The sequence below is a fragment of the Azospirillum sp. TSO35-2 genome (genome assembly GCF_003116095.1).
Lineage (GTDB): Bacteria > Pseudomonadota > Alphaproteobacteria > Azospirillales > Azospirillaceae > Azospirillum.
The window spans coordinates 805,519-826,878 of the sequence record NZ_LGRA01000021.1; the positions used below are offsets into that span (position 1 = coordinate 805,519).

Consider the following 21,360-nt stretch of genomic DNA (forward strand, 5'->3'; position numbering starts at 1 on the left):
CTGCCCGCCGCCACGATTGTGTCGCGATGAGCGTTCCGTCCGTCCTTCTTCTGGTCGCGGTCGTCGCGACCCTATGGACGGCTTGGCGCAGCTGGGCGTTGCCGCCCTTCCCCGGCCGCGTCAACTTCATGCTGATGCAGCTGTCGGCCGCGTGGTGGACGACCGCCGCCGCGCTGGAAACCCTGGTGGCCGCCCCGGCGGACAAGCTGTTCTGGGCGGAAATGGCGTGGATCGGCATCGTCGGCGCACCCAGCTTCTGGACGCTGTTCATCTGGTCCTACATCAAGGGCGAGCTGCCGGGGCGCTGGCGGCTGGTGCCGACGGTGGTCGGGCTGGCGACCTGGGCGGCGGCGATGACCAACGAGGCCCACCACCTGATGTACGTCGCGGTCCAGCCGGTCGACGACCAGCCGGGCGCGGCGCTGCTCTACCGGCACGGGTTGTGGTTCTTCGCCATCACCATCTACCTCTACGCCTTCATGTTGCTGAGCATCATCGTCACCGCCAGCGGCATCCACCGCGCGGCGCCGGCCTACCGCGCCCATTACCTGGGCTTCCTGGTGGCGATGGCGGTGCCGTGGGTGGCGAATGTCGGCTATGTCACCGGCAACGCCACGCTGTTCGACTTCGACCCGACGCCCTTCAGCTTCCTGGTGATGGGCGCCGTCTTCTATTGGCTGATCACCCGCCGCCGGTTGTTCGACCTGCTGCCGGTGGCCCGCGACGCCCTGCTGGACGCGGTGCCCGACCCGGTGCTGGTGCTGGACGCCGACGGCACGGTGGTGGAGGCCAACCCGGCCGCCCGCGCGCTGGTGATCGGCCGGGCGCCCATCGGCCGCCGGCTGGCCGAGCTTCCCGGCCTGGACGCGCTGGCATGGGCGCATGGGTCCAGCGACGCCGGCCCCTACCCCGCCGCGCCGCAGCCGATCACGCTGGAGACCGGCGGCGGCCTGCGCAGCTTCGAGGCGACGCGGGTCCCGCTCGGCGCCTCGGCCCGCATGGTCGGCTGCCTGCTGCTGCTGCGCGACGTCACCCACCGCCGCCGGGCCGAGGCGCGGCTGGAGGACACCGTCCGCCGGCTCGACACCGCGCGGCGCGAGGCGGAGGAGCGGCTGGCCGCCGAGCAGGAGGCCAAGCGGGCGCTGAACGGCTTCCTGTCGATGGCAGCGCACGAGTTCAAGACGCCGCTCGCCATCATCGACGGCGCGGCGCAGCTCCTGCTGCTCGACGCCGAGGTCAAGGCGCCGAACATGCTGCCGCGGCTGGAGAAGATCCGCCGCGCGGTCCGCCGGCAGGTCAACATCCTGGAGACCTGTCTGGCCGACGACCGCCTGAACGACCCGGCCTTCGCGCTGCGCCGCGACAGCGTCGACCTGCCGGCCCTGCTGCGCACCGCCGCCGCGGCCCAGAGCGACGCCGCCGCCGGCCGCCGGGTGGAGCTGGACCTCGCCGACTGCCCGGAGCGCGTTGCCGGCGACGGCCCGCTGCTGGAGCTGTGCGTCCACAATTTGCTGAACAACGCGCTGAAATACTCCAGCCCCGGCACCCCGGTGCGGTTGCGCGCCTGGACGGAGTGCGGGGCGGGCCAAGGGACGGAGCAGTTCGCCCTGTCGGTCGGCGACCATGGCATCGGCATCCCGGCCGACCAGCTGGACCGGGTGTTCGACCGTTTCTTCCGCGCCAGCAACACCGGGACCGCGGCGGGCAGCGGCGTCGGGTTGAACATGGTCCGCCGCATCGCCGCGCTGCATGGCGGCAGCGTCACCGCCGACAGCCGGCTGGGCGAGGGCAGCGTCTTCACCCTGCGGCTGCCGCTCTGCGACGGCGCCATGGCGGAGCTGCCCGTCGACGAGAGTGTGATCGCTTCAAGCGGAATCGCTTGAAGCGATCATACGGAAAACCAAAAGCTTGGATTCGATCCGGCGCTCATTGAAGCGCCTGATCGAATCCAATCCGTTTGGCAGAACGTTTCTTGCATTGATTGGCCCGTGAAGGGAATAATCCCGCTCCCTTCACCTGGACCTTGGCAAGATGAGCGAACACGACCCCACCGTCGTCCGGCCGATGCCGAAACCCCGCGTCCCCCTGGGCATCGAAGAGGTGCTGGTCGCCATCACCATGGGAGTGGTGGCGCTGATCACCTTCGCCAACGTCGTGGTGCGCTACCTGACCGACATCTCCTTCGCCTTCACGGAAGAGTATTCGATTGCGCTGATGGTCATCATGACCTTCCTCGGCGCGTCTGCCGCGGTGGTGAAGGACCGCCACATGCGGATCACCTTTCTGACCAGCAAGCTGTCGCTGCCCAACCGCCGCCGGGCGGAGGTCTTCGCCATGGCCTGCACCGCGGCCATGTACGCGCTGCTGGTGGCCTATGGGACCTGGGCGACCTGGGACGACTACCGGTTCGAGGTGACGTCGCCGGCACTGGGGCTGCCGCAATGGATCTACACGATCTGGCTGCCCGTGCTGTCGGTCGTCGTCACCCTGCGCGCCCTCGGCCGCATGGTCCGGATCGCCCGGCAGAACGAGAAGCTGGAGGGCGAGGCATGATCACCACCCTGCTGTTCGGCTCCTTCCTGTTCATGCTGCTGCTGGGCGTGCCGATCGCGGTCGCGCTGGGGCTGGCCGGCACCGCCTCCATCGCCTTCGCCCATCTCGGCGTCATCTCGGTGCCGACCAGCGTCTATACAGGCATCGCGAAATACCCGCTGCTGACGATCCCGATGTTCGTGCTGGCCGGCACCATCTTCGACCGGTCGGGCGTGGCGCAGAAGCTGGTGCGCTTCGCCACCGCCGTCATCGGCCAGGGCAAGGGGGCGCTGGCGGTGATCGCGGTGGTCGTCGCGATGATGATGGGCGGCATCGCCGGCTCGGGCCCGGCCATCGCCGCGGCGGTTTGCGGCGTCATGGCACCCAGCATGATCCGCGCCGGCTATCCACGACCCTACATCGCCGGCGTCATCGCCGCCGCCGCCGCCACCGACATCCTGATCCCCCCGTCGGTCGCGCTGATCATCTACAGCGTCCTGGTTCCGGCGGCGCCGGTCACCGCCATGTTCGCCGCCGGCATCATTCCAGGGACGCTGGCCGGGCTGGCCCTGATCGTTCCGACCCTGTGGTTGGCCCGCCGCTACAACCTCGGTGGGAACATGGCGCACGAACCGCGGCCGCCCTTCTGGAGCAGCTTGTGGGACGCCTCGCTCGGCATGTTCGCCAAGGTGCTGATCCTGGGCGGCCTGCGGCTCGGCATTTTCACCCCGACCGAGGCGGCGGTGATCGCCGTGGCCTACGGCCTGCTGCTGGGCATGGTGGTCTACCGCACGATCAAGGTCCGCGACCTCTATTCCATGATGGTCGAGGCCGCGGAGATTTCGGCCATCATCCTCACGGTCATCGCACTGGCCAGCGTTTTCGGCTGGGCGATGAGCACCCTGTCGATCATCGACCCGATCGCCAACGCCATCGTCAATCTCGGGATCGGCGAATACGGGGTCCTGTTCCTGCTGATGATCATGCTGATCGTCATCGGGACATTCCTGGACGGCGTTTCGACCTTCATCATCCTGCTGCCGCTGCTGATTCCGATCGCCATGACCTATCATTGGGATCTGGTCTGGTTCGGCGTCCTGCTGACGCTGAAGATCGCGATCGGCCAGTTCACCCCGCCGATGGCGGTCAACCTCATGGTCACCTGCCGCATCGCCGGCTGCACGATCGAAAGCACCGTGCCCTGGGTGCTGTGGCTGATCCTGACCATGTTCATGACACTCGCCGCCGTCGTGGTCTGGCCGGATCTGGCGCTGTGGCTGCCGCGGCGCATGGGGTTCTAGAGGACGTCGGCGATGTCGCGGCTGGTCAAATGCAGGCTGGCCGCGACGTCATACCCGCGACGGGCGATCTTGCCGGCCGCTGCGGCCTCCAACGCTCCGCGGTGGTCGGCGGCGTAGGCGAGGCAGTCCTCCGGCGCCGGTTCGCGCCGGCCGAGCAGCGCGCGGAAGGCCAGCCGGTGGACGGCGCACCAGCCGCCATGCCCCGCCGGGCGGAAGACCAGCGCGTCGATCTCCGCCCGCCACAGCAGCCCATCCGCCGTCATTCGCGCAGCCCCAGCCGCTTGGCGAGGCGGAACAGGTTGCTGCGGTCGAGCCCGAGGGACCGCGCCGCCTGGGCCCAGTTGCCGCCCTGCCGGTCGAGATGCTGCTCGATCATCCGCCGCTGCAGCGCCTCCACCGCGTCGTGCAGCGACAGCTCGGGCGGCGGTTCCGGCGGCACGGGGGGTGCGGCCGGGGAGGCTGACACGCCCGCGCCGCGCTCCTCCAGCACGCCATCCTCAAGGCCGAGGTCGGCCGCGGTCAGCGTCAGCACGCCGCCCTCCGCGGCGCGGGCGACGCGGGCGCGGATGGCGCCACGGCCGATGGCGTGCTCCAGCTCGCGCACGTTGCCGGGCCAGGGATAGGCCAGCATCCGCCGCTCCGCCGCCGGGGAAAGCCGCAGGTTGCGCAGGCCGAGCCGCGCCCGGTTGCGCTCCAGGAACAGGCCGGCCAGCCGCAGCACGTCGGTGCCGCGGTCGCGCAGCGGCGGCACCCGCAGCGGATAGACGCTGAGCCGGTGATAGACGTCGGCGCGGAACCGCCCTTCCCGCACCTCCGCCGCGAGGTCGCGGTTGGTGGCGGCGACGACGCGGACATCGACGGTGATCGGACGGTCGGAGCCGACGCGCTGGATCTCGCCGTTCTGCAGGGCGCGCAGCATCGTCGCCTGGGCCGCCAGCGGCAGCTCGCCGACCTCGTCGAGGAACAGGGTGCCGCCGTCGGCCAGCTCGAACTTGCCGCGGCGGTCGGCCACGGCGCCGGAAAAGGCGCCGCGGACATGGCCGAACAGCTCGCTTTCCACCAGCGCCGCCGGCAGGGCGGCGCAGTTGACATGGACCAGCGGCCCGGCGGCGCGACGGGAACGGGCGTGCAGCCGGCGGGCCACCAGCTCCTTGCCGACGCCGGTTTCGCCCAGCACCAGCACGACGAGGTCGCTGGCCGCCACCGTGTCGACCTCCGTCAACAGCGCCGCCATCGCCGGGCCGACCTCAAGGCCGAGGCCAAAGTCGGAATCGGGGTCGGGCGGCGGGTCGCCGACGATGCGCACCGCGCCATCCTCCGCCCACGCGGCCCCCCGCCCGGCCGACTGCCGCTCGACCGCCGCCGCCAGGTCGGCGGTCAGCCGGGCCCAGGCGGCAATGGCCTCCTCCCAACCGTCGAAGCGGCCCTCGTTCAGCGCGTCGAGCGTCAGCATGCCCCAGGGCCGCCCCTCCACCGCCAGCGGCGCCCCGACACAGTCGTGGACATGCAGCCGCTCGCCCAGGTCGGGGATCAACCCGTCATAGGGATCGGGCAGGTCGCAGCCGGCGGGAAAGCGCAGCGGCGCGCCGCCCGACCCGGCGATGGCCTGCAAACGGGGATGCTCATCAAGCTGAAAACGACGCCCCAGCGTGTCGGGGCTGAGGCCCCGCGTCGCCAGCGGCCGCAGGCGGCGCCCGTCCTGGTCCTGGTCCTCGCCGCGGTCGCCGTCCTGCCGCAGCAGGGCGCAGGCGTCGCAGGGCAGGTGGCGCACCATGAGATCCAGCAGCAGGGGCCACAGCCGTGCCGGATCATCGAGCGTCCGCAGCAGCGCGCCAACCTCGTCCAGCGGGATCAGCGTTGTCGAAATGACCGCATCGTTGTCCATCCGACATCATACGTCACGCGGTCAAACCGACAACAGACGATTTCTGCAGCGCAGAAATGCGGGCTGCGGCGCTTTGGCACAGGGATTGCCATGGGGTTGCGACATCGTGACGCGCAAAAGGATTGCCCCGCTCCATGCTGACTCCTGCCCAGATCGCCGTCATCAAGGCGACCGCTCCCGTCGTCGCCGCCAACGCCAACCGGATCACCGGCACCTTCTACCCGCTGATGTTCGAGCGCTACCCGGAAGTCCGGGCGGTCTTCAACCAGAGCCACCAGCGCAGCAGCGCCCAGCCCGAGGCGCTGGCCAACGCCATCATCGCCTACGCCTCCAACATCGACCGGCTGGAGGTGCTGGGCCCGGCGGTGGACGGCATCGTGCAGAAGCACGTCTCGCTCAACATCACGCCCGACCAGTACAAGATCGTCGGCACCTGCCTGATGGAGGCCATCGGCACCGTGCTGGGCGCCGCGGTGACGGCGGAGGTCGCCGACGCCTGGGGCGCGGCCTACTGGCAGCTCGCCGAGCTGCTGATCGCGGCGGAAGAGAAGGAATACGCCCGCAAGGCGGCCCTGACCGGCGGCTGGCGCGGCGCCCGCCGTTTCCGCATCGTCGAGAAGACGCCGGAAAGCGCGGTCATCACCTCCTTCCGGCTGGCGCCGGTCGATGGCGGACGGGTGATGGACTTCCAGCCCGGCCAGTATCTCGGGCTGTGCCTGTCGATCGACGGCCAGACGGTGCACCGCAACTACAGCCTGTCGGCCTCGCCCAACGGCCGCGACTACCGCATTTCGGTGAAGCGGGAGCAGCAGGGGCTGGTGTCCGGCTTCCTGCACGACCGGGCCCGGGTCGGCGACGAAATCGACGCCTACCCGCCGGCCGGCGAGTTCGTGCTGCGCGAGGGCAACGGTCCGCTGCTGCTGATCACCGGCGGCGTCGGCCAGACCCCGGCCCTGCCGCTGGCCGAGCAGGCGCTGGCGTCCGGCCGCAAGGTGATCTACGTCCACGCCGCGATCAACGGGTCGGTCCACGCCTTCCGCGAGCAGGTCGACCGGCTGGCGGCGCAGCACGGCGCCCTGACGCCGGTCTATTGCTACGCCGAACCGCAGGACGGCGACCAGCCGCACCTGACCGGCCTGCTCGACCAGGAGCGTCTGGCGGCGCTGCTGCCGCAGGAGGACGGGGTGGCCGCCTATGTCGTCGGCCCGAAGCCCTTCATGGCCGCCGTCATCAAGGCGCTGACCGCGCTGGGCCTGCCCTCCTCGTCCATCGTGCACGAGTTCTTCGGGCCGCGGGAAGCCATCGCCTGATCGGGCTCGCCCCGACAAGGTGCCTGCAACATTTTGGGGCCGGATCTCCTCTGGAGTCCGGCCCTTCCTGTTCCCTGGGACACCCGCGCCGATTGCCGATCCACAACCTGGGGGACATCAATTCTCGCCAATCTCGGAGCAACCTGTCTTCGTTTCGGAAACGGCACGACCCTATGGCGAAAACTGCCCGTACAAAATCCCGCTTCCGGTGATTTTGTCTGACAACCTTGGCCCTCGGCCGCCTGGGGATCCGAAAGTCTGGTAGCGGCCGAGGTTCAGATCGTGGATTCTCCTTATTTCTTTCTTAGGCAATTCCGCGCTTTCCTATCAGCCAGACGGCGCAAATTTTTCCGAACCTTCGCCTTTCGCGCAAACCCGGCCACCGGAGCGTTGCGGAAACGGCATGGGCAAGGGAACGGCCGCGCCGGGCACGACGGTGCGAATTTGTCAGTTCATATGATGATTTGCGCGGCGAGAGTCGGAAAAGGCCGGTCGCGGAACCTGCAGGGCGCATTGGGGAGGACGGGATGTCGAACGACACGATCAGCGTGATGCCACAGAGCATCGGCACGCCCACCGGACGCGGGACGGGCGGTGGCGCCTGGTATTCCGGGCTGCGCGGCAAACTGATGATCGCCATCGGCGTCGTGCTGTCGGGGACGCTGGTCGCCGCCGCGGTGGCGCTGATGGGATACGCCAACGTGCGCACCACCATCGACGCGATCGTCGGGCAGGCGGTGCCGGCGATGACGGAAGGCATGGGCGTGGCGCAGCAGGCCGAACGGCTGGTCGCGCTGGCCCCGGCGCTGACCTCCGCCGACAGCCCGGCCGCGCGCGCGGCGGTGTCCGCCCGCATCGGCGCCGCGAAGGACGAATTCAACACCCGGCTCGCCCGCCTGCGCGCGACCGGTTCCGCCGGAACCCAGCTCGCCGCCATCGAAGAGGCGGCGCAGGGCCTGCTCGGCAACCTCGCTCAGCTCGACCAGGCGGCGGCGGAGCGGGTGGCGCTGGCCGAGCAGCGCAAGGCGATGCTGCCCAAGGTCATGGCCGCCGATGCCGAGATCCAGAAATTCACCGCCCCCTGGCGCTCGGTCATGAACAACAACGAGGATCAGGCGCGCGCCACGCTGACCGACCCCGGCTCCGACCCCAACACCCTGCGCGAGGCCGCCGCCGAGCTGACCCGCATCACCGCTGAGAAGAAGCCACTGGTCACGGTGATCGAGGAGGCGACCAGCGTCCGCAACATGATCCTGGAGGCCACCGGGTCCAACGACGACCAGCGGCTGGCCATCCTGGAGACGCGCGTCGGCGTGTCGTTGGCCGGGCTGGTCAACGCCGCCACCGCCCTGCCCGAACGTCTGGCCGAGGTGGCGGGCAAGCAGGCCGAACTGCTGACCGGCTTCGCCGTCGGCGACGACTCGGTGGTCAGCATCCGCCAGAAGGAGCTGGCGATCCAGGTCCAGTTCACCCAGCTTCTGGAGAGCAACCACACGCTGGCCGGCACGCTGTCGTCGGGAATCGCCACCCTGGTGGACGCACAGAAGTCCGCCATCGCCGACGCCAGCGGCGCCACCACCCGCATGCTCGACAACAGCCGCCTGACCCAGATCGCGGTCAGCGTGGTCAGCGTGATCGTCTCGATCCTGGTGGTCTGGCTTTATGTCGGCCGCATCGTCATCCGCCGCATGCTGACCCTGAAGGCCGGCATGGGCCGCATTGCCGCCGGCGACCTCGACGCCGACATCACGCTGGACGGCCGCGACGAGATCGCCGAGATGGGCGCCGCGCTGCGCGTGTTCCGCGACACCGCGCGCGAGGTGGAGACCACCCGCACCGCGGCGGAAGCCGAACGGCAGCGCGCCGCCGGTGAACGCCGCCAGGCCATGCTGTCGCTGGCCGACCAGTTCGAGAACGGCGTGAAGACGGTGGTGGAGACGGTGTCCGCCGCCGCCACCCAGATGCACCAGACCGCCGCCACCATGGTGGAGACCGCCGACGACACCTCGCGTCAGGCCGGCAGCGCCGCCGAGGCGGCCGAACACGCGTCGGTCAACGTCGACGGTGCCGCGTCCGCCGCGCACGAGCTGTCGCAGTCGATCACCGAGATCTCCCGGCAGGTGACCGAATCGGCCGCGATCGCCGCCAAGGCTGCGAACGAGGCCGAACGCACCGACAGCACCATGCGCGAGCTGAACGAGGCGGCCGGCCGGATCGGCGCGGTGCTGGACCTGATCTCCGACATCGCCGGGCAGACCAACCTGCTGGCGCTGAACGCCACCATCGAGGCCGCCAGGGCGGGCGAGGCCGGCAAGGGCTTCGCCGTGGTGGCGCAGGAGGTCAAGCAGCTCGCCAGCCAGACGGCGAAGGCCACCGACCAGATCGCCGGCCAGATCGGCGCCATGCAGAACGCCACCAACGAGGCGGTCACCGCCATCCGCAACATCGGCCAGACCATCGGCCGCCTGAACGACATCGCCTCCAGCATCGCCGCCGCGGTGGAGGAGCAGGGTGCCGCCACCTCGGAGATCGCCCGCAACGTCCAGCAGGCGGCGGGCGGCACGGCGCAGGCCTCGCAGAACATCGGTCAGGTCCGCACCGCCGCCGGCCAGACCGGCCAGTCGGCGCAGGAGGTCCTGTCGGTCGCCGAGGAAGTCTCCAGCCAGACCTCCCACCTGCAGCAGCAGATCGACCGCTTCCTGCACCAGGTGCGGTCGGCCTGAGCGACGGCTGCCAACCGAAGGGTCTCTACTCGTCCTGGTGCTGGTCGGTCAGGCGCTGGCGGGCGCGGTTCAGATGGGACCGCATCGCCAGCGCCGCCGCGTCGGCGTCGCCCAGCGTGATCGCTTCGAAGATGCGGGCGTGTTCCTCCAGCACCCGGCGGGTCCGTTGCGGGGCGTCGCCGGCCAGCAGGTTCAGCGCCACCACCATCGACCGGTCGATGGCGGGGTGCAGCGTGTCGAGGACCGACACGAACATCGGGTTGCAGGTCGCCTCCGCCACCGCGTGGTGGAAGGCGAAGTCGGCGGCGCTGGCGGCCGTCGGCGACGCGCCCGTCTCCAGCGCCCGCACCAGCCCGTCCAGCGCCTCGCCGATCCGCGACAACTGGTCGGGCGACCGCCGCACCGCGGCCAACGCCGCCGCCTCGCTTTCCAGCGGCAGGCGCAGTTCGAAGCTGCGCAGCATCCCGGCAATGTCGGACAGCCCGGCCAGCGCGGCCAGCCCCTGCGGCGGGCGCCGCTGCACATAGGTGCCGGAGCCCTGGCGGGCCACCACCAGCCCGTCGGCCTGCAACAGCATCATCGCCTCGCGCACCACCGGGCGCGAGACCTCGAACATCTGGCACAGCTCCTTCTCGGAGGGCAGCCGGTCCCCCTCCTTCAGCGCGCCGGATATGATCTGTTCGAGGAGCTGGCCATAGAGCTGGTCGCCCAGGCGCTCCCGGCGTTTGGGCTGCAATTTCAGTCCGGCGATCTTTGCCATACCCCAACCCGACGACGTCCAAGACGGCGGGCATGGTAGCGGACGGCGCGCACCGGCGGAACGCCGCAGATCCGGCACGGGTCCTTCCGCCGCAGGTGAAAGGACCCGTGCCCGTCGCGTCGGCTCAGCCCTGGACGACGATCTGGCGCTGGCGGCCCAGCCCTTCGATGCCCAGCTCCACCACATCGCCGGCCTTCAGGAAGACCTGCGGCTTCTGTCCCATGCCAACGCCCGGCGGGGTGCCGGTGGAGACGATGTCGCCCGGCTGCAGGCTCATGAAGCGCGACAGGTAGGACACCAGATAGCGCACGCCGTAGACCATCGTCGCGCTGCTGCCGTCCTGATAGCGGTGGCCGTTGACCTCCAGCCACATCTTGAGCTTCTGCGGGTCCTCGACCTCGTCCCGCGTCACCAGCCACGGGCCGGTCGGGCCGAAGCTGTCGCAGCTCTTGCCCTTGGTCCACTGGCCCTGGCGCTCGATCTGGAAAGCACGCTCGGACACGTCGTTGACGATGCAATAGCCGGCGACATGGTCCATCGCCTCGTCTTCCGAGACGTATTTGGCGGTCTTGCCGATGACGAAGGCCAGTTCGACCTCCCAGTCGGTCTTTTCCGAGCCGCGCGGCAGCTCGATGGCGTCATTCGGCCCGACGATGGCGCTGGTCGCCTTCATGAAGATGATCGGCTCCGGCGGCACCGCCATCCCGGTCTCCGCCGCGTGGTCGGAGAAGTTCAGGCCGATGCAGACCATCTTGCCCACCCGCCCGACGCAGGGGCCGAGGCGGGGGTCGCCCTCCACCAGCGGCAGCGTCGCCGGGTCGATCGCTCGCAGCCGGTCGAGCCCGTCCGGCAGCAGTACCGCACCGGCGATGTCGTCGACATGGCCGGACAGATCGCGGATGCGGCCGTCGGCGTCGAGCAGGCCCGGCTTTTCCTGGCCCGGCGGGCCGTAGCGCAACAGTTTCATCGAGAATTTTCCTGATGTGACGGTGACGTCGGCAGTGACGGCGCCGGATCCTGTCGGAACGGCCGCGAAAGTAAAGGGGAGAACGAACGAATTGTAGCGTTGCTTCTCCGGCGGGTCGACAGGGTGAAAATTATGTAGTAAAACTACAATTTGTTCCCGCCCCCACCCAATCATCCCCTCCTTCACCCCGGCCCCGCGACCCTCATGCTGGCAACCATCGCATCCTCCCTGGACCGGCTGCGCCGCGCGGAAGCCGCGGTGGCGCGCACGGTCCTGGCCGACCCCGACGCCGCGGTCCGCGACAGCCTGGCGCAGCTCGCGGCCAAGGCCGGGGTCAGCGAGCCGTCGGTGCTGCGCTTCTGCCGCTCCGCCGGGTTCGGCGGCTTTCAGGAGTTCAAGATCGGCCTCGCCCAGCATCTGGCGGCATCGGCCGCGTGGGAGCAGGCGGCCGACCGGCCGACGCCGCTGGTGCGCGACCTGTCGCCCGGCGACAGCGTCGCCGGTGCGGCGGAAAAGGTGCTGAACCGCGCCATCGACGCGCTGGTCCGCCTGCGCAGCCGGCTCGACGCCCCGGCGCTGGAGCGGGCCGCCGCCACGCTGGCCCAGGCGCGGCGGGTGCAGATCGTCGGCGTCGGCGCGTCGGGCGCGGTGGCGCTGGACGCCCACCACAAGCTGTTCCGCCTGCTCCCCCAGGTGACCGCCAGCACCGACGCCCATCTGCAGGCGATGGCCGCGGCGACGCTCGGCCGCGGCGACGTGCTGCTGGCGATTTCCAAGACCGGCACCAGCGCCGAGATCCTCGACACCACCGCCATCGCCCGGGACGGCGGCGCGACGGTGATCGCCATCACCGCCTCGGCGACGCCGCTGGCGGAGCGCGCCGACATCCGCCTGACCGTCGATGTCGACGAGGACACCGCGGTCCACACCCCGATGGCCTCGCGGCTGGCGCAGTTGGCGTTGGTCGACGCGCTGACGGTCGCGGTCGGGCTCCAGGCGCCGCCCGGGCTGGACCGCCGGCTGTCCCGGATCAAGGCGGTGCTCGCCGGCCACCACCGGGCGCCGGACCGCCCGCCGACCCAACCCACCACCATCCCGCCCACTGAGGAATCCTGATGTCCAGCACCCAGAGCAGCGTCCAGACTCCCAGCGCCATTCTCGACCAGCTCGTCGCCTACGGCGTCGTTCCGGTCATCCGCAACAGCTCCGCCGATCTGGCGCGGACGGCGGTCGGCTGGCTGCGCGAGGCCGGTTACGGCACCTTCGAGATCACCATGACCACCCCCGGCGCCGTCGGCCTGATCGAGGAGCTGTCGGCGGAGGGCGGCGCCCTGATCGGCGCCGGCACCGTGCTGACCCCCGCCGCCGTCGCCGAGGTGGTGAAGGCCGGCGCCCGCTACGTCGTGTCGCCCTGCGTGGTGCCGAAGGTGGCCGCCGCCTGCCGCGACCACGGCGTCGCCTGCCTGATGGGCGCCCTGACCCCGACCGAGGTGCACGCCGCGATCTCCGCCGGCGCCGACGCCATCAAGATCTTCCCGGCCTCCACCGTCGGCCCGGCGCACATCAAGGCGCTGAAGTCGGTGTTCCCCGGCATCCCCTTCGTCCCCACCGGCGGCATCGACGCGACGACGGTCGCCGCCTACGTCGCGGCGGGCGTTGCCTGCGTCGGCGCCGGCGGCAAGCTGGTCGACGAGACGCTGGTCAAGAAGGGCGACCGCGAGGCCATCCTGGCCGCCGGCCGCCAACTGCTGGACGCCTACCGCGCCGCCAAGGCCGGCTGACTCCTACATCGTCGCCGCCAGCGCCTCGCGGACGGCGTCGACCGCCGCCACGCCGCGGGTGAACACCGCCGGCGCGGTGGCGGCGAGGTCCTGCGCCTCGGCGCGGCGGCCTTCGCGCATGCCGTCCTCGACGGCACGCATCAGGCCGACGAACAGGGTCAGGCCGAAATGACTGCCCGCGCCGGCCAGCCGGTGGGCGATGTCCTCGATCTCGTCGTCGGCGGCATCGGCGGCGGTCAGGCGGGGCAGCCCCTCCCCCGCGCTTTCCAGCAGCAGGCCGCGGATGGTGGCGAAGCGGGCGGGGCCGAGCGAGCGGATGTAGCGCTCCAGAATCTCCTCGTTCACGTCCACCTCCCGCACGGTTTCCCGCGCCGGCGTTTCGTCGGCCTCGGCCTCACCCGGCGCCTCGTCGTCGGTCCGTGCGGCGACGGTGTTGGACAGCAGGTGCATCAGCCGTTCCGGGAAGATCGGCTTCTCGATCACCGCGTCGATGCCGGAGACGATGTAGCGGGCGCGGTCGGCGGCAAAGACGTTGGCGGTCACGGCGACGATCGGCACCGCAGCGCGGTCGGCGTCGGCCAGGGCACGGATGCGGCGCGCCACCTCCGGCCCGTCGATGTCGGGCAGCCGGATGTCGAGCAGCACGGCGTCGAACCGCTTCCGCGCCGCCAGCTCCAACGCCTTCTCGCCGGTTTCCGCCACGGTGATGCGGTGGCCGGCGTCGGACAGCAGCCCCAGCGCCACCTCGCGGTTGATCGCGTCGTCCTCCACCAGCAGCAGGGCCAGCGACCGCACCCGGCTGATCGGCAGCAGCCGCCCGGGCCGCGTCGGCAGCGCCAGTTCCGCCACCCGTTCCAGCGGGATGGTGACGGTGAAGACGCTGCCCAGCCCGACCGCGCTGTCGACGCGGATGCTGCCCTGCATGGCGTCGAGCAGGTGGCGGACGATGGCCAGCCCAAGCCCGCTGCCGCCGAAGCGCCGGGCGATGGTCGGATCGGCCTGTTCCAGCTTTTCGAAGATGGCGGCGCGGCGTTCGGGCGGCACGCCGATGCCGGTGTCGCGCACCGCCAGCCGCAGCCGTTCCCCGGTGCCCTTCGAACCGGCTCCGGAACGTTCCGAACCCGGTTCGATATCGACGCGCAGGTCGACCCCGCCGCGTTCGGTGAACTTCACCGCGTTGCCGACGAGGTTGACGAGGATCTGGCGCAGCCGCTGGCGGTCGATCACCACCAGCTCCGGCACCTCCGGCGCGATGTCGAGGACCAGCGCGATGCCCTTCTCGTTCGCCAGCCCCTCCACCGTCGCCACCACCTCCTCCAGCACCGGCAGCAGCGCGCAGGGGGCGGGGTCGAGGTCGAGCTTGCCGTCCTCGATCTTGCGCAGGTCGAGGATGTCGTTGACCTGATCGAGCAGCCCGTGGCCGCAGCGCATGATCGATTGGGCGTAGCGCCGCTCGCCGCTGTGCAGTTGCCCGGTCAGCAGCAGCCGGCACAGGCCGAGGATGCCGTTCAGCGGCGTGCGCATCTCGTGGCTGACGGTGGCAAGGAACTCGGTCTTGGCGGCGTCGGCGCGTTCGGCCCGCTCCTTGGCCTGCCGCAACTCCTCGCGCGCCCGGCGCGAGGCGGTGATGTCGTTGGCGACGCAGATGATGCGGCAGCGGCCGTCGCCCGACCATTCGAAGGGGTGGCGCTGCAGGGCGAACACCGCGGTCTCGCCGTTGCGGGTCAGCACCAGCTCCTCCATCCCGAGCGAGCGCATGGCGCCGGGATCGCCGCCGGCCAGCGCCCGGCCGGTCTCATGCCCCAGCACCTCGGCCAGCGGCCGGTTTTCGATGGCGGCGCGGCGGGTGCCGAAGCTGTCCTCCGCCGCGCGGTTCCACAGCACGACGCGCCCGCTGTCGCCCTCCAGCACGTAGAGCACGCTCGGCACGTTGTCGATCACCGCGTCCAGGAACGCCTGGGTCCGGCGCAGCAGTTCCTCCGCCTCGCGCCGGCGGGTGATGTCGACGACCGAACTCAGCAGCACCTCCTCGCCCTGGAACTCGAAGGCGATGCCCGACAGCAGGCCCCACAGGCGGCGGCCGGATTCGGTGACCAGCTCGGTCTCCACATCCAGCGCCAAGCCGCTGGTGAAGACGTCGCGCACGAACTCCTCGCGCACCGCCGGGGCGAACCAGACGCTGGAGGCCGGCCGGCCCAGCAGGTTCCCGGCGTCGGCCACCTCGAACAGGTCGGCGGCGCGGCGGTTGACGAAGCGGATCTGGCCGTCAGCCCGGCCGGAGATCACCAGCGGCACCGGCGCCGCCTCCAGCACCGTGCGCAGCCATTGCTCGTTGCGGCGCAGCGCCTCGCTCTTGTCCTCGGTCTCCTGGATGTAGAAGCGTAGCGCCCGGGCCAGTTCGCCGATCTCGTCGGCGCCGGTCGCCGGCACCTCGGCGCGGCCGCCGTTGGTGCGATCGCGGATCGCCTCGCTGACCGCCCACAGCCGCGCCAGCACCTTGCGCCGGACATACAGCACCGACAGCACCATGCCCAGCAGCACCACGCCGACCGAGGCGAAGAACAGGCGGGTGTAGGTGGTCGACACCTCGATCACCTGCTGGCGGCTTTCCTCCGCCGCCTTGGTCTGCTCGACGAAGATGCCGGTGTTGAGGCCGGTGTTGACCAGCGACACCTGGTTGGCGCGCTCGACCAGCCCGGTCAGCGCCTCCGACGCCTGCAGTTCGGCCTGCCGCTGGCGGAAGACCGAACGGTCGCCCTCCACCACCGCGCGCATGCCGTCGGCCAGCCGCTCCAGCCGGCCGGCGACGCCATCGGCGATGACGGCCGCCGTGACGGGCCGCGCGTCCGACAGGGCCGCCAGTTGCGCCGCCGCCCCATCGGCCAGCCGGCTCAACGCGAAGCTGTTCTCCATCTGGTGGACCGATGCGCTCAGGAACAGCAGCCGTTCCGCCATCGCCAGCCAGCGCTGGACGCCGGCGTCCTCCACCCCGCGCAGGCCCGGCTCGGCCAGGGCGTCGGCCATCCGCCGCACGTCGCGGTCGCGCTCCGCCAGCGCCCGGCGGGCGGCGATGCGGACGGTCACGCTGCGGTCGATGGCGTCGCGCAGCCGCAGGATCTCGTCGCGCTGCTGCTTCAGCCCGGCGATGCGCGGCGCTTGGCGGCCATCGGCGGCGTCCATCTCCGCCAGCAGCCGGTCATAGCCGTTGAGCTGGTCGGCAAGGCCCTGGTTGATCGTTTCACGTCCGAAATTGTCGTTGGACAGCGCCAATTGTTCCAGGGTCCGCATGATCCGCTGGTGCTGGCGTTCCAGCTTGGCCGAGGCGACGACGGCGGGGAACTGCTCCGACGTCACCTTGGTGATGCCGGCGTGCAGCCCGTCGAAGGCGATGTAGGCGCCGAGCCCGATCAGGAAGGCGACCAGCCCGTTGAAGGCGAGCGCGCCGAACAGCCGCGCGCCAACGCCGATCCTCACCACGCCCGCCTTGCCGTCGCCCGTCATTCCGTCTCCATCGGCACCCCGCCCATCGATAGCCTGATCTTTTGCGCGGAGCCGCGGCCAGCGTATCATAGCGGCGTCGTGGGATAAGGGGAGAAGCATGGGCCAGCCGCGCAGGGGCGTCCTTTTCGGTCTGCTGGCCGCTGTGCTGGTTGGTTTGGCATCCGTTCCGAACCGCCCGGCCGTTGCGGTCGACGCCGTCGCGGCGGCGGGGGGCGGCGACCGCCCGGTGCTGGCGGAGATCGAACGGCGCGGCGTTGTGCGCTGCGGCGTGTCCTTCAACCCCGGCTTCGCCGCCAACGACGATTCGGGGCGCCCGGTCGGCTTCATGGTCGATCTGTGCCGGGCGCTCGCCGCGGCGGTGCTGGGCAAGGCCGACGCCATCGAGATCCGCCGCATGTCCAAACCGCAGGAGTTCGCCGCCGTCGCCGCCGGGGAGGTCGACGTCTCCTTCGCCCAGACCTCCTGGACGCTGACGCGCGACACGACCTACGCCGTCGATTTCGGCCCGCCGGTCTTCCACGATGCGCAGGGGCTGGCGGCGTGGCGGCTGCCCGATGGCCGCTCGGCCCTGGAAAACGGCGAGCTGACGGTCTGCGTGCCGACCGGCACGACGACGCAGGCCGAGTTGGAATCGCTGATCGCCCGCGGTCGCCGGCCGTGGAAGCTGCGGATCTATCCCGCCTGGCCCGACGCGCTGGAGGCCTTCCTCGGCCGTGAATGCGGGGCGATCAGCGCCGACCGCGCCCTGCTGACCACCGCGCTGCACGCGCTGGACACCCCGCGCGACGCGGTGGAGATCGCCGTCCCCCCGGAAGCGACGCGCGAGCCGATCGCGCCGCTGACCCCGAACAGCGACCGGATGTGGATGGCGGCGGTGCGCTGGACCATGTTCGCGCTGATCCTGGCCGACGACGGCGGCGTCACCGGCGCCAACGCCAATTTCCAGCGCATCACCGGCAGCAGCGAGATGCGGCGCCTGCTGTCCGGCCTGCCGGACGTGGCGGCCAAGGCCGGCCTGCGCCCGGACTGGGCCTATCAGGCGATCGTGCAGGTGGGAAATTACGGCGAGATCTTCGAGCGCAACCTGGGCGCCCACTCGCCCTTCCGGATGGAGCGCGGGGCGAACCGGCCCTGGACCCAGGGCGGGCTGCTCTACGCCCCGGTGTTCCAGTAGGCGCCCCAGCCTACCCGAACGAACACTGTGGCGAGCGCGATGGAGCGTTGTGACCCCCGACCATGGTAGGGGGTGACACTGATAGTTCGTACACCACACAATCCTCCCGATAACAGAGAGCCGTACTTGGTCATTAGTCCATTCGACCATGAGGCGCGGCTCGCCAAAAACCTACTGTTCAGATGGGAGGGTGCAGATCATGGCCTACGCGGCTTCGACGGCGGATGCCGTCCGACCGATGACGGGCGAGGAGAAAAAAGTCATTTTCGCCTCGTCGCTCGGCACCGTGTTCGAATGGTACGATTTCTACCTGTACGGATCGCTCAGCGCGGTGATCGCCAAGCAGTTCTTCTCGGGCGTCAATCCGACGGCGGCCTTCATCTTCGCGCTGATGGCCTTTGCCGCCGGCTTCGCCGTGCGCCCCTTCGGCGCGCTGGTGTTCGGCCGGCTGGGCGACATGATCGGCCGCAAATACACCTTCCTGATCACCATCCTGATCATGGGCCTGTCGACCTTCATCGTCGGCATCCTGCCCAACTACGCCTCCATCGGCATCGCCGCCCCGGTCATCCTGATCGGCCTGCGCCTGCTGCAGGGCTTGGCACTGGGCGGTGAATATGGCGGTGCCGCCACCTATGTGGCGGAGCATGCGCCGCACGGCCGCCGCGGCAACTACACCTCCTGGATCCAGACCACGGCGACCCTCGGCCTGTTCCTGTCGCTGCTGATCATCCTGGCCTGCCGCGGGGCGATGGCACCGGAGGACTTCGACGCCTGGGGCTGGCGCATTCCCTTCCTGATCTCGATCGTGCTGCTGGGCGTGTCGGTGTGGATCCGCCTGATGCTGAACGAATCGCCGGCCTTCAAGCGGATGAAGGAGGAGGGCAAGCACTCCACCGCCCCGCTGACCGAGTCCTTCGCCCGGTGGAAGAACCTGAAGATCGTGCTGCTCGCCCTGTTCGGCCTCGTCGCCGGCCAGGCGGTGGTGTGGTACACGGGGCAGTTCTACGCCCTGTTCTTCCTGACCCAGACGCTGAAGGTCGACGCCCAGCCGGCCAACCTGATGATCGCCGCGGCGCTGCTGATCGGCACGCCCTTCTTCGTGATCTTCGGCTCGCTCGCCGACCGCATCGGCCGCAAGCCGATCATCATGGCCGGTCTGCTGCTGGCCTGCCTGACCTACTTCCCGCTGTTCAAGGGCATCACCCACTACGCCAACCCGGCGCTGGAGGAGGCGATCGCCACCGCCCCCGTCGTCGTCGTCGCCGACCCCAACGAGTGCTCGTTCCAGTTCAACCCGGTCGGCACCAGCCAGTTCACCAGCTCCTGCGACATCGCCAAGAGCGCCCTGGTGAAGCGCGGCATCCCCTACACCAACGAGGCCGCGCCGGCCGGCACCACCGCCTCGGTCAAGGTCGGCAGCACGGTGATCCCCGGCTATTCAGCGGCCCCGCAGGCCAACACCACGGTGTCGCTGGGCCACGCCCCGGCCACCGCCCCCGCCACCCCGGCCGACGCCAAGGCCGCGGGCGCCGCCTTCGACAAGGGTCTGGGCGACGCGCTGAAGACGGCCAACTACCCGCCGAAGGCCGACCCGGCCCGCATCAACACGCTGATGGTCGTGGCGCTGCTGACGGTGCTGGTCATCTACGTGACGATGGTCTACGGCCCGATCGCCGCGATGCTGGTGGAAATGTTCCCGACCCGCATCCGCTACACCTCGATGTCGCTGCCCTACCACATCGGCAACGGCTGGTTCGGCGGCTTCCTGCCGACGACCTCCTTCGCCATCGTGGCGGCGACCGGCGACATCTACTCCGGCCTCTGGTACCCGATCATCATCGCAGCCGCGACCCTGGTGATCGGCCTGCTGTTCGTCCGCGAAACCAAGGACGTCGACATCTACCAGCACGATTGAAGCCGGCGCTTCCGGGCTGAGACGCAAACGGGCGGAGGGAATGGCCCCTCCGCCCGTTCCGCGTTTCCGCTCGGTCTCAGTTTCCGCTCGGTCTCAGTTTCCGCTCGGTCTCAGTTTCCGCTCGGTCTCAGTTTCCGCTCGGTTTCAGTCGCCGATCGACAGCGCCGCATGCTGCGTGCCGTCGAAGGCCATGGACGCCGTGCCGAGCCCGGTGCTCAACGGGGCGGCGCTGCGGCCCTCCTCGTAGCCGTGGGTGACGTAATGCGTCGTCGCCGCCTGGAGGTCGTTCCCGAAGGCGGCCTGCAGGTCGGGATAGCGCGCCAGATAGGACTGGGCGTCGAAGACCAGCGACCGCCCCTCCTGCCGGCCGAACTCGGCGTAATGCAGCGCCGCCGCCGTGGTGTCGGCGCCGAACGCCGCGATCAGGTCGGGGTTGGCCGCCAGATAGCTCATGGAATCGAAGGCGGTCTGCCGCCCCTCCAACCGGCCGGTCTCGATGTAGTGGCGGGTCGCCTGCGCGGTGTCGGTGCCGAAGGCCGCCACCAGATCGGGGTTGTCGGCGAGGTAGCCGGCGGCGTTGAAGCGCAGCGACCGCCCCTCGCTCCAGCCGGTGTTCAGATAATGGCTGAGGGCGGCGTCGCTGTTGGTGCCGAAGGCGGCGGCCAGATCGGTGTTGGCCGCCAGATAGGACAGCGGGTCGAACACCGGCGCGCTGGCGCTGGCCACGGTCTGGTCGGTGTAGCGGATGAACTCCACGTCGCGCAGCCGGTCGTACCCGCCGCCGTCAACCACATAGACGGAGCCGTCGTACGCGATGGCGCCGCTGCCGCCCAGCGCCGCGTGGCGTTCCACCGTGTCGTTGCCGGCGCCGCCGTCGATGACGTTCACCCCGGTGCCGCCGTCGAGCAGGTCGTCCCCGCCGGCGCCGTTGATGGTGTCGTTGCCGGCATAGCCCCGCAAGGTGTCGTTGAAATCCGAACCCAGGAGCAGGTCGTTGCCGGCCATGATCGCGCCCCGCACCTCCTCCGCGCTGGTGCCGCTGGCGGCCCAGCCGAGGACGGTCGACACCGGCAGGTTCAGATCGCCGACCGCGAAGTTGAGGTCGGTCCCGGAGACGTCGCGGACCCCGGTCAGCGTGCCGCCGGCCAGCGTCGTTCCGGTCACGTCGTAGGTGAACTGGCCCTGAAATTCAGTGTGATGGCCACCGCCGTAATCGACGACGATCTGGTCTGCCGTCGCCTGGGCGACCGTGCCGCCCCGAATGTCCGTGACCCCGATCGCGTCCGTGTTCAGGCCATGCTGGGAACCAGCCGTGAGCGCTACCATTCGACCCCTCCATAGCTTCTGCTTGTCCGCCCCTCGGGCTGTGGAGCCCGATGCACGAACAGCGCGGCGGGCCGAACGTTGCCTGCCGACCGGTTCCACCTTTCGTGGTTGACTGAAGGGGGAATGGCGGAGGCCCGGTCCCGGCGGGCTCCCCCTTGCTTCCATCCCCACCGGGGAGGCGG

At 70.2% G+C, this 21,360-nt stretch carries 15 protein-coding genes; 9 read left to right on the forward strand and 6 right to left on the reverse strand.

Features of this window, described 5'->3' with window-relative positions; all coding sequences use genetic code 11:
• Positions 1 to 26 precede the first annotated feature (26 nt).
• The 3 genes from TSO352_RS19810 (at position 27) to TSO352_RS19820 (ending at position 3,833) form a co-directional block, all read left to right on the forward strand.
• Positions 27 to 1,883, forward strand: coding sequence for a histidine kinase N-terminal 7TM domain-containing protein (locus TSO352_RS19810; RefSeq protein WP_109108975.1), 1,857 nt, complete (start codon positions 27 to 29; stop codon positions 1,881 to 1,883).
• Between the two features lie 148 nt (positions 1,884 to 2,031).
• The gene (locus TSO352_RS19815; protein ID WP_109108976.1) at positions 2,032 to 2,553 is read left to right on the forward strand and encodes a TRAP transporter small permease; all 522 of its coding nucleotides are present in this window, start codon (positions 2,032 to 2,034) and stop codon (positions 2,551 to 2,553) included.
• Positions 2,550 to 3,833, forward strand: a complete 1,284-nt coding sequence (locus TSO352_RS19820) for a TRAP transporter large permease (protein ID WP_109108977.1) — start codon at positions 2,550 to 2,552, stop codon at positions 3,831 to 3,833. Before TSO352_RS19815 ends, TSO352_RS19820 begins: the two co-directional genes overlap by 4 nt.
• Here the strand turns inward: TSO352_RS19820 and TSO352_RS19825 are convergent.
• Both TSO352_RS19825 and norR read right to left on the reverse strand, forming a co-directional pair.
• On the reverse strand, positions 3,830 to 4,096 hold the full coding sequence (locus tag TSO352_RS19825; protein ID WP_109108978.1) for a DUF1488 family protein: 267 nt from the start codon (positions 4,094 to 4,096) through the stop codon (positions 3,830 to 3,832). The genes TSO352_RS19820 and TSO352_RS19825 overlap by 4 nt on opposite strands.
• On the reverse strand, positions 4,093 to 5,718 hold the full coding sequence (norR, locus tag TSO352_RS19830; protein WP_109108979.1) for a nitric oxide reductase transcriptional regulator NorR: 1,626 nt from the start codon (positions 5,716 to 5,718) through the stop codon (positions 4,093 to 4,095). Before norR ends, TSO352_RS19825 begins: the two co-directional genes overlap by 4 nt.
• A gap of 134 nt (positions 5,719 to 5,852) precedes the next feature.
• On the opposite strand from norR, the gene hmpA reads away from it, so the two are divergent.
• Both hmpA and TSO352_RS19840 read left to right on the forward strand, forming a co-directional pair.
• On the forward strand, positions 5,853 to 7,028 hold the full coding sequence (gene hmpA / locus TSO352_RS19835) for an NO-inducible flavohemoprotein (RefSeq protein ID WP_109108980.1): 1,176 nt from the start codon (positions 5,853 to 5,855) through the stop codon (positions 7,026 to 7,028).
• Between the two features lie 527 nt (positions 7,029 to 7,555).
• Positions 7,556 to 9,751, forward strand: coding sequence for a methyl-accepting chemotaxis protein (locus TSO352_RS19840; protein WP_109108981.1), 2,196 nt, complete (start codon positions 7,556 to 7,558; stop codon positions 9,749 to 9,751).
• 25 nt (positions 9,752 to 9,776) lie between these two features.
• Here the strand turns inward: TSO352_RS19840 and TSO352_RS19845 are convergent, their stop codons facing one another.
• Positions 9,777 to 10,511, reverse strand: a complete 735-nt coding sequence (locus TSO352_RS19845; protein WP_109108982.1) for a FadR/GntR family transcriptional regulator — start codon at positions 10,509 to 10,511, stop codon at positions 9,777 to 9,779.
• A 124-nt stretch (positions 10,512 to 10,635) separates the two neighbouring features.
• The gene (locus TSO352_RS19850; RefSeq protein WP_109108983.1) at positions 10,636 to 11,478 is read right to left on the reverse strand and encodes a fumarylacetoacetate hydrolase family protein; all 843 of its coding nucleotides are present in this window, start codon (positions 11,476 to 11,478) and stop codon (positions 10,636 to 10,638) included.
• A 204-nt stretch (positions 11,479 to 11,682) separates the two neighbouring features.
• Here TSO352_RS19850 and TSO352_RS19855 point away from each other — a divergent pair, with 204 nt between their 5' ends.
• Positions 11,683 to 12,594 carry a MurR/RpiR family transcriptional regulator gene (locus tag TSO352_RS19855; protein ID WP_109108984.1) on the forward strand — a complete coding sequence of 304 codons (912 nt, stop codon included), beginning with the start codon at positions 11,683 to 11,685 and terminating at the stop codon, positions 12,592 to 12,594.
• Positions 12,594 to 13,259: a bifunctional 4-hydroxy-2-oxoglutarate aldolase/2-dehydro-3-deoxy-phosphogluconate aldolase gene (locus tag TSO352_RS19860; protein ID WP_109108985.1), complete on the forward strand. Its 666-nt coding sequence runs from the start codon at positions 12,594 to 12,596 to the stop codon at positions 13,257 to 13,259. The genes TSO352_RS19855 and TSO352_RS19860 overlap by 1 nt, the downstream gene beginning before the upstream one ends.
• 3 nt (positions 13,260 to 13,262) lie before the next feature.
• On the opposite strand, the gene TSO352_RS19865 is transcribed toward TSO352_RS19860, so the two are convergent.
• Positions 13,263 to 16,760 carry an ATP-binding protein gene (locus tag TSO352_RS19865; protein ID WP_109108986.1) on the reverse strand — a complete coding sequence of 1,166 codons (3,498 nt, stop codon included), beginning with the start codon at positions 16,758 to 16,760 and terminating at the stop codon, positions 13,263 to 13,265.
• Between the two features lie 97 nt (positions 16,761 to 16,857).
• Between TSO352_RS19865 and TSO352_RS19870 the strand changes: the two genes are divergently transcribed.
• Together TSO352_RS19870 and TSO352_RS19875 are read left to right on the forward strand one after the other, a co-directional pair.
• Entirely contained in the window at positions 16,858 to 17,934 is a 1,077-nt protein-coding gene (locus tag TSO352_RS19870) for a transporter substrate-binding domain-containing protein (protein ID WP_109108987.1), read from the forward strand.
• Between the two features lie 199 nt (positions 17,935 to 18,133).
• The gene (locus TSO352_RS19875; RefSeq protein WP_109108988.1) at positions 18,134 to 19,852 is read left to right on the forward strand and encodes an MFS transporter; all 1,719 of its coding nucleotides are present in this window, start codon (positions 18,134 to 18,136) and stop codon (positions 19,850 to 19,852) included.
• Between the two features lie 144 nt (positions 19,853 to 19,996).
• Here the strand turns inward: TSO352_RS19875 and TSO352_RS33590 are convergent, their stop codons facing one another.
• On the reverse strand, positions 19,997 to 21,178 hold the full coding sequence (locus tag TSO352_RS33590) for a hypothetical protein (protein ID WP_109108989.1): 1,182 nt from the start codon (positions 21,176 to 21,178) through the stop codon (positions 19,997 to 19,999).
• Positions 21,179 to 21,360: the final 182 nt, after the last annotated feature.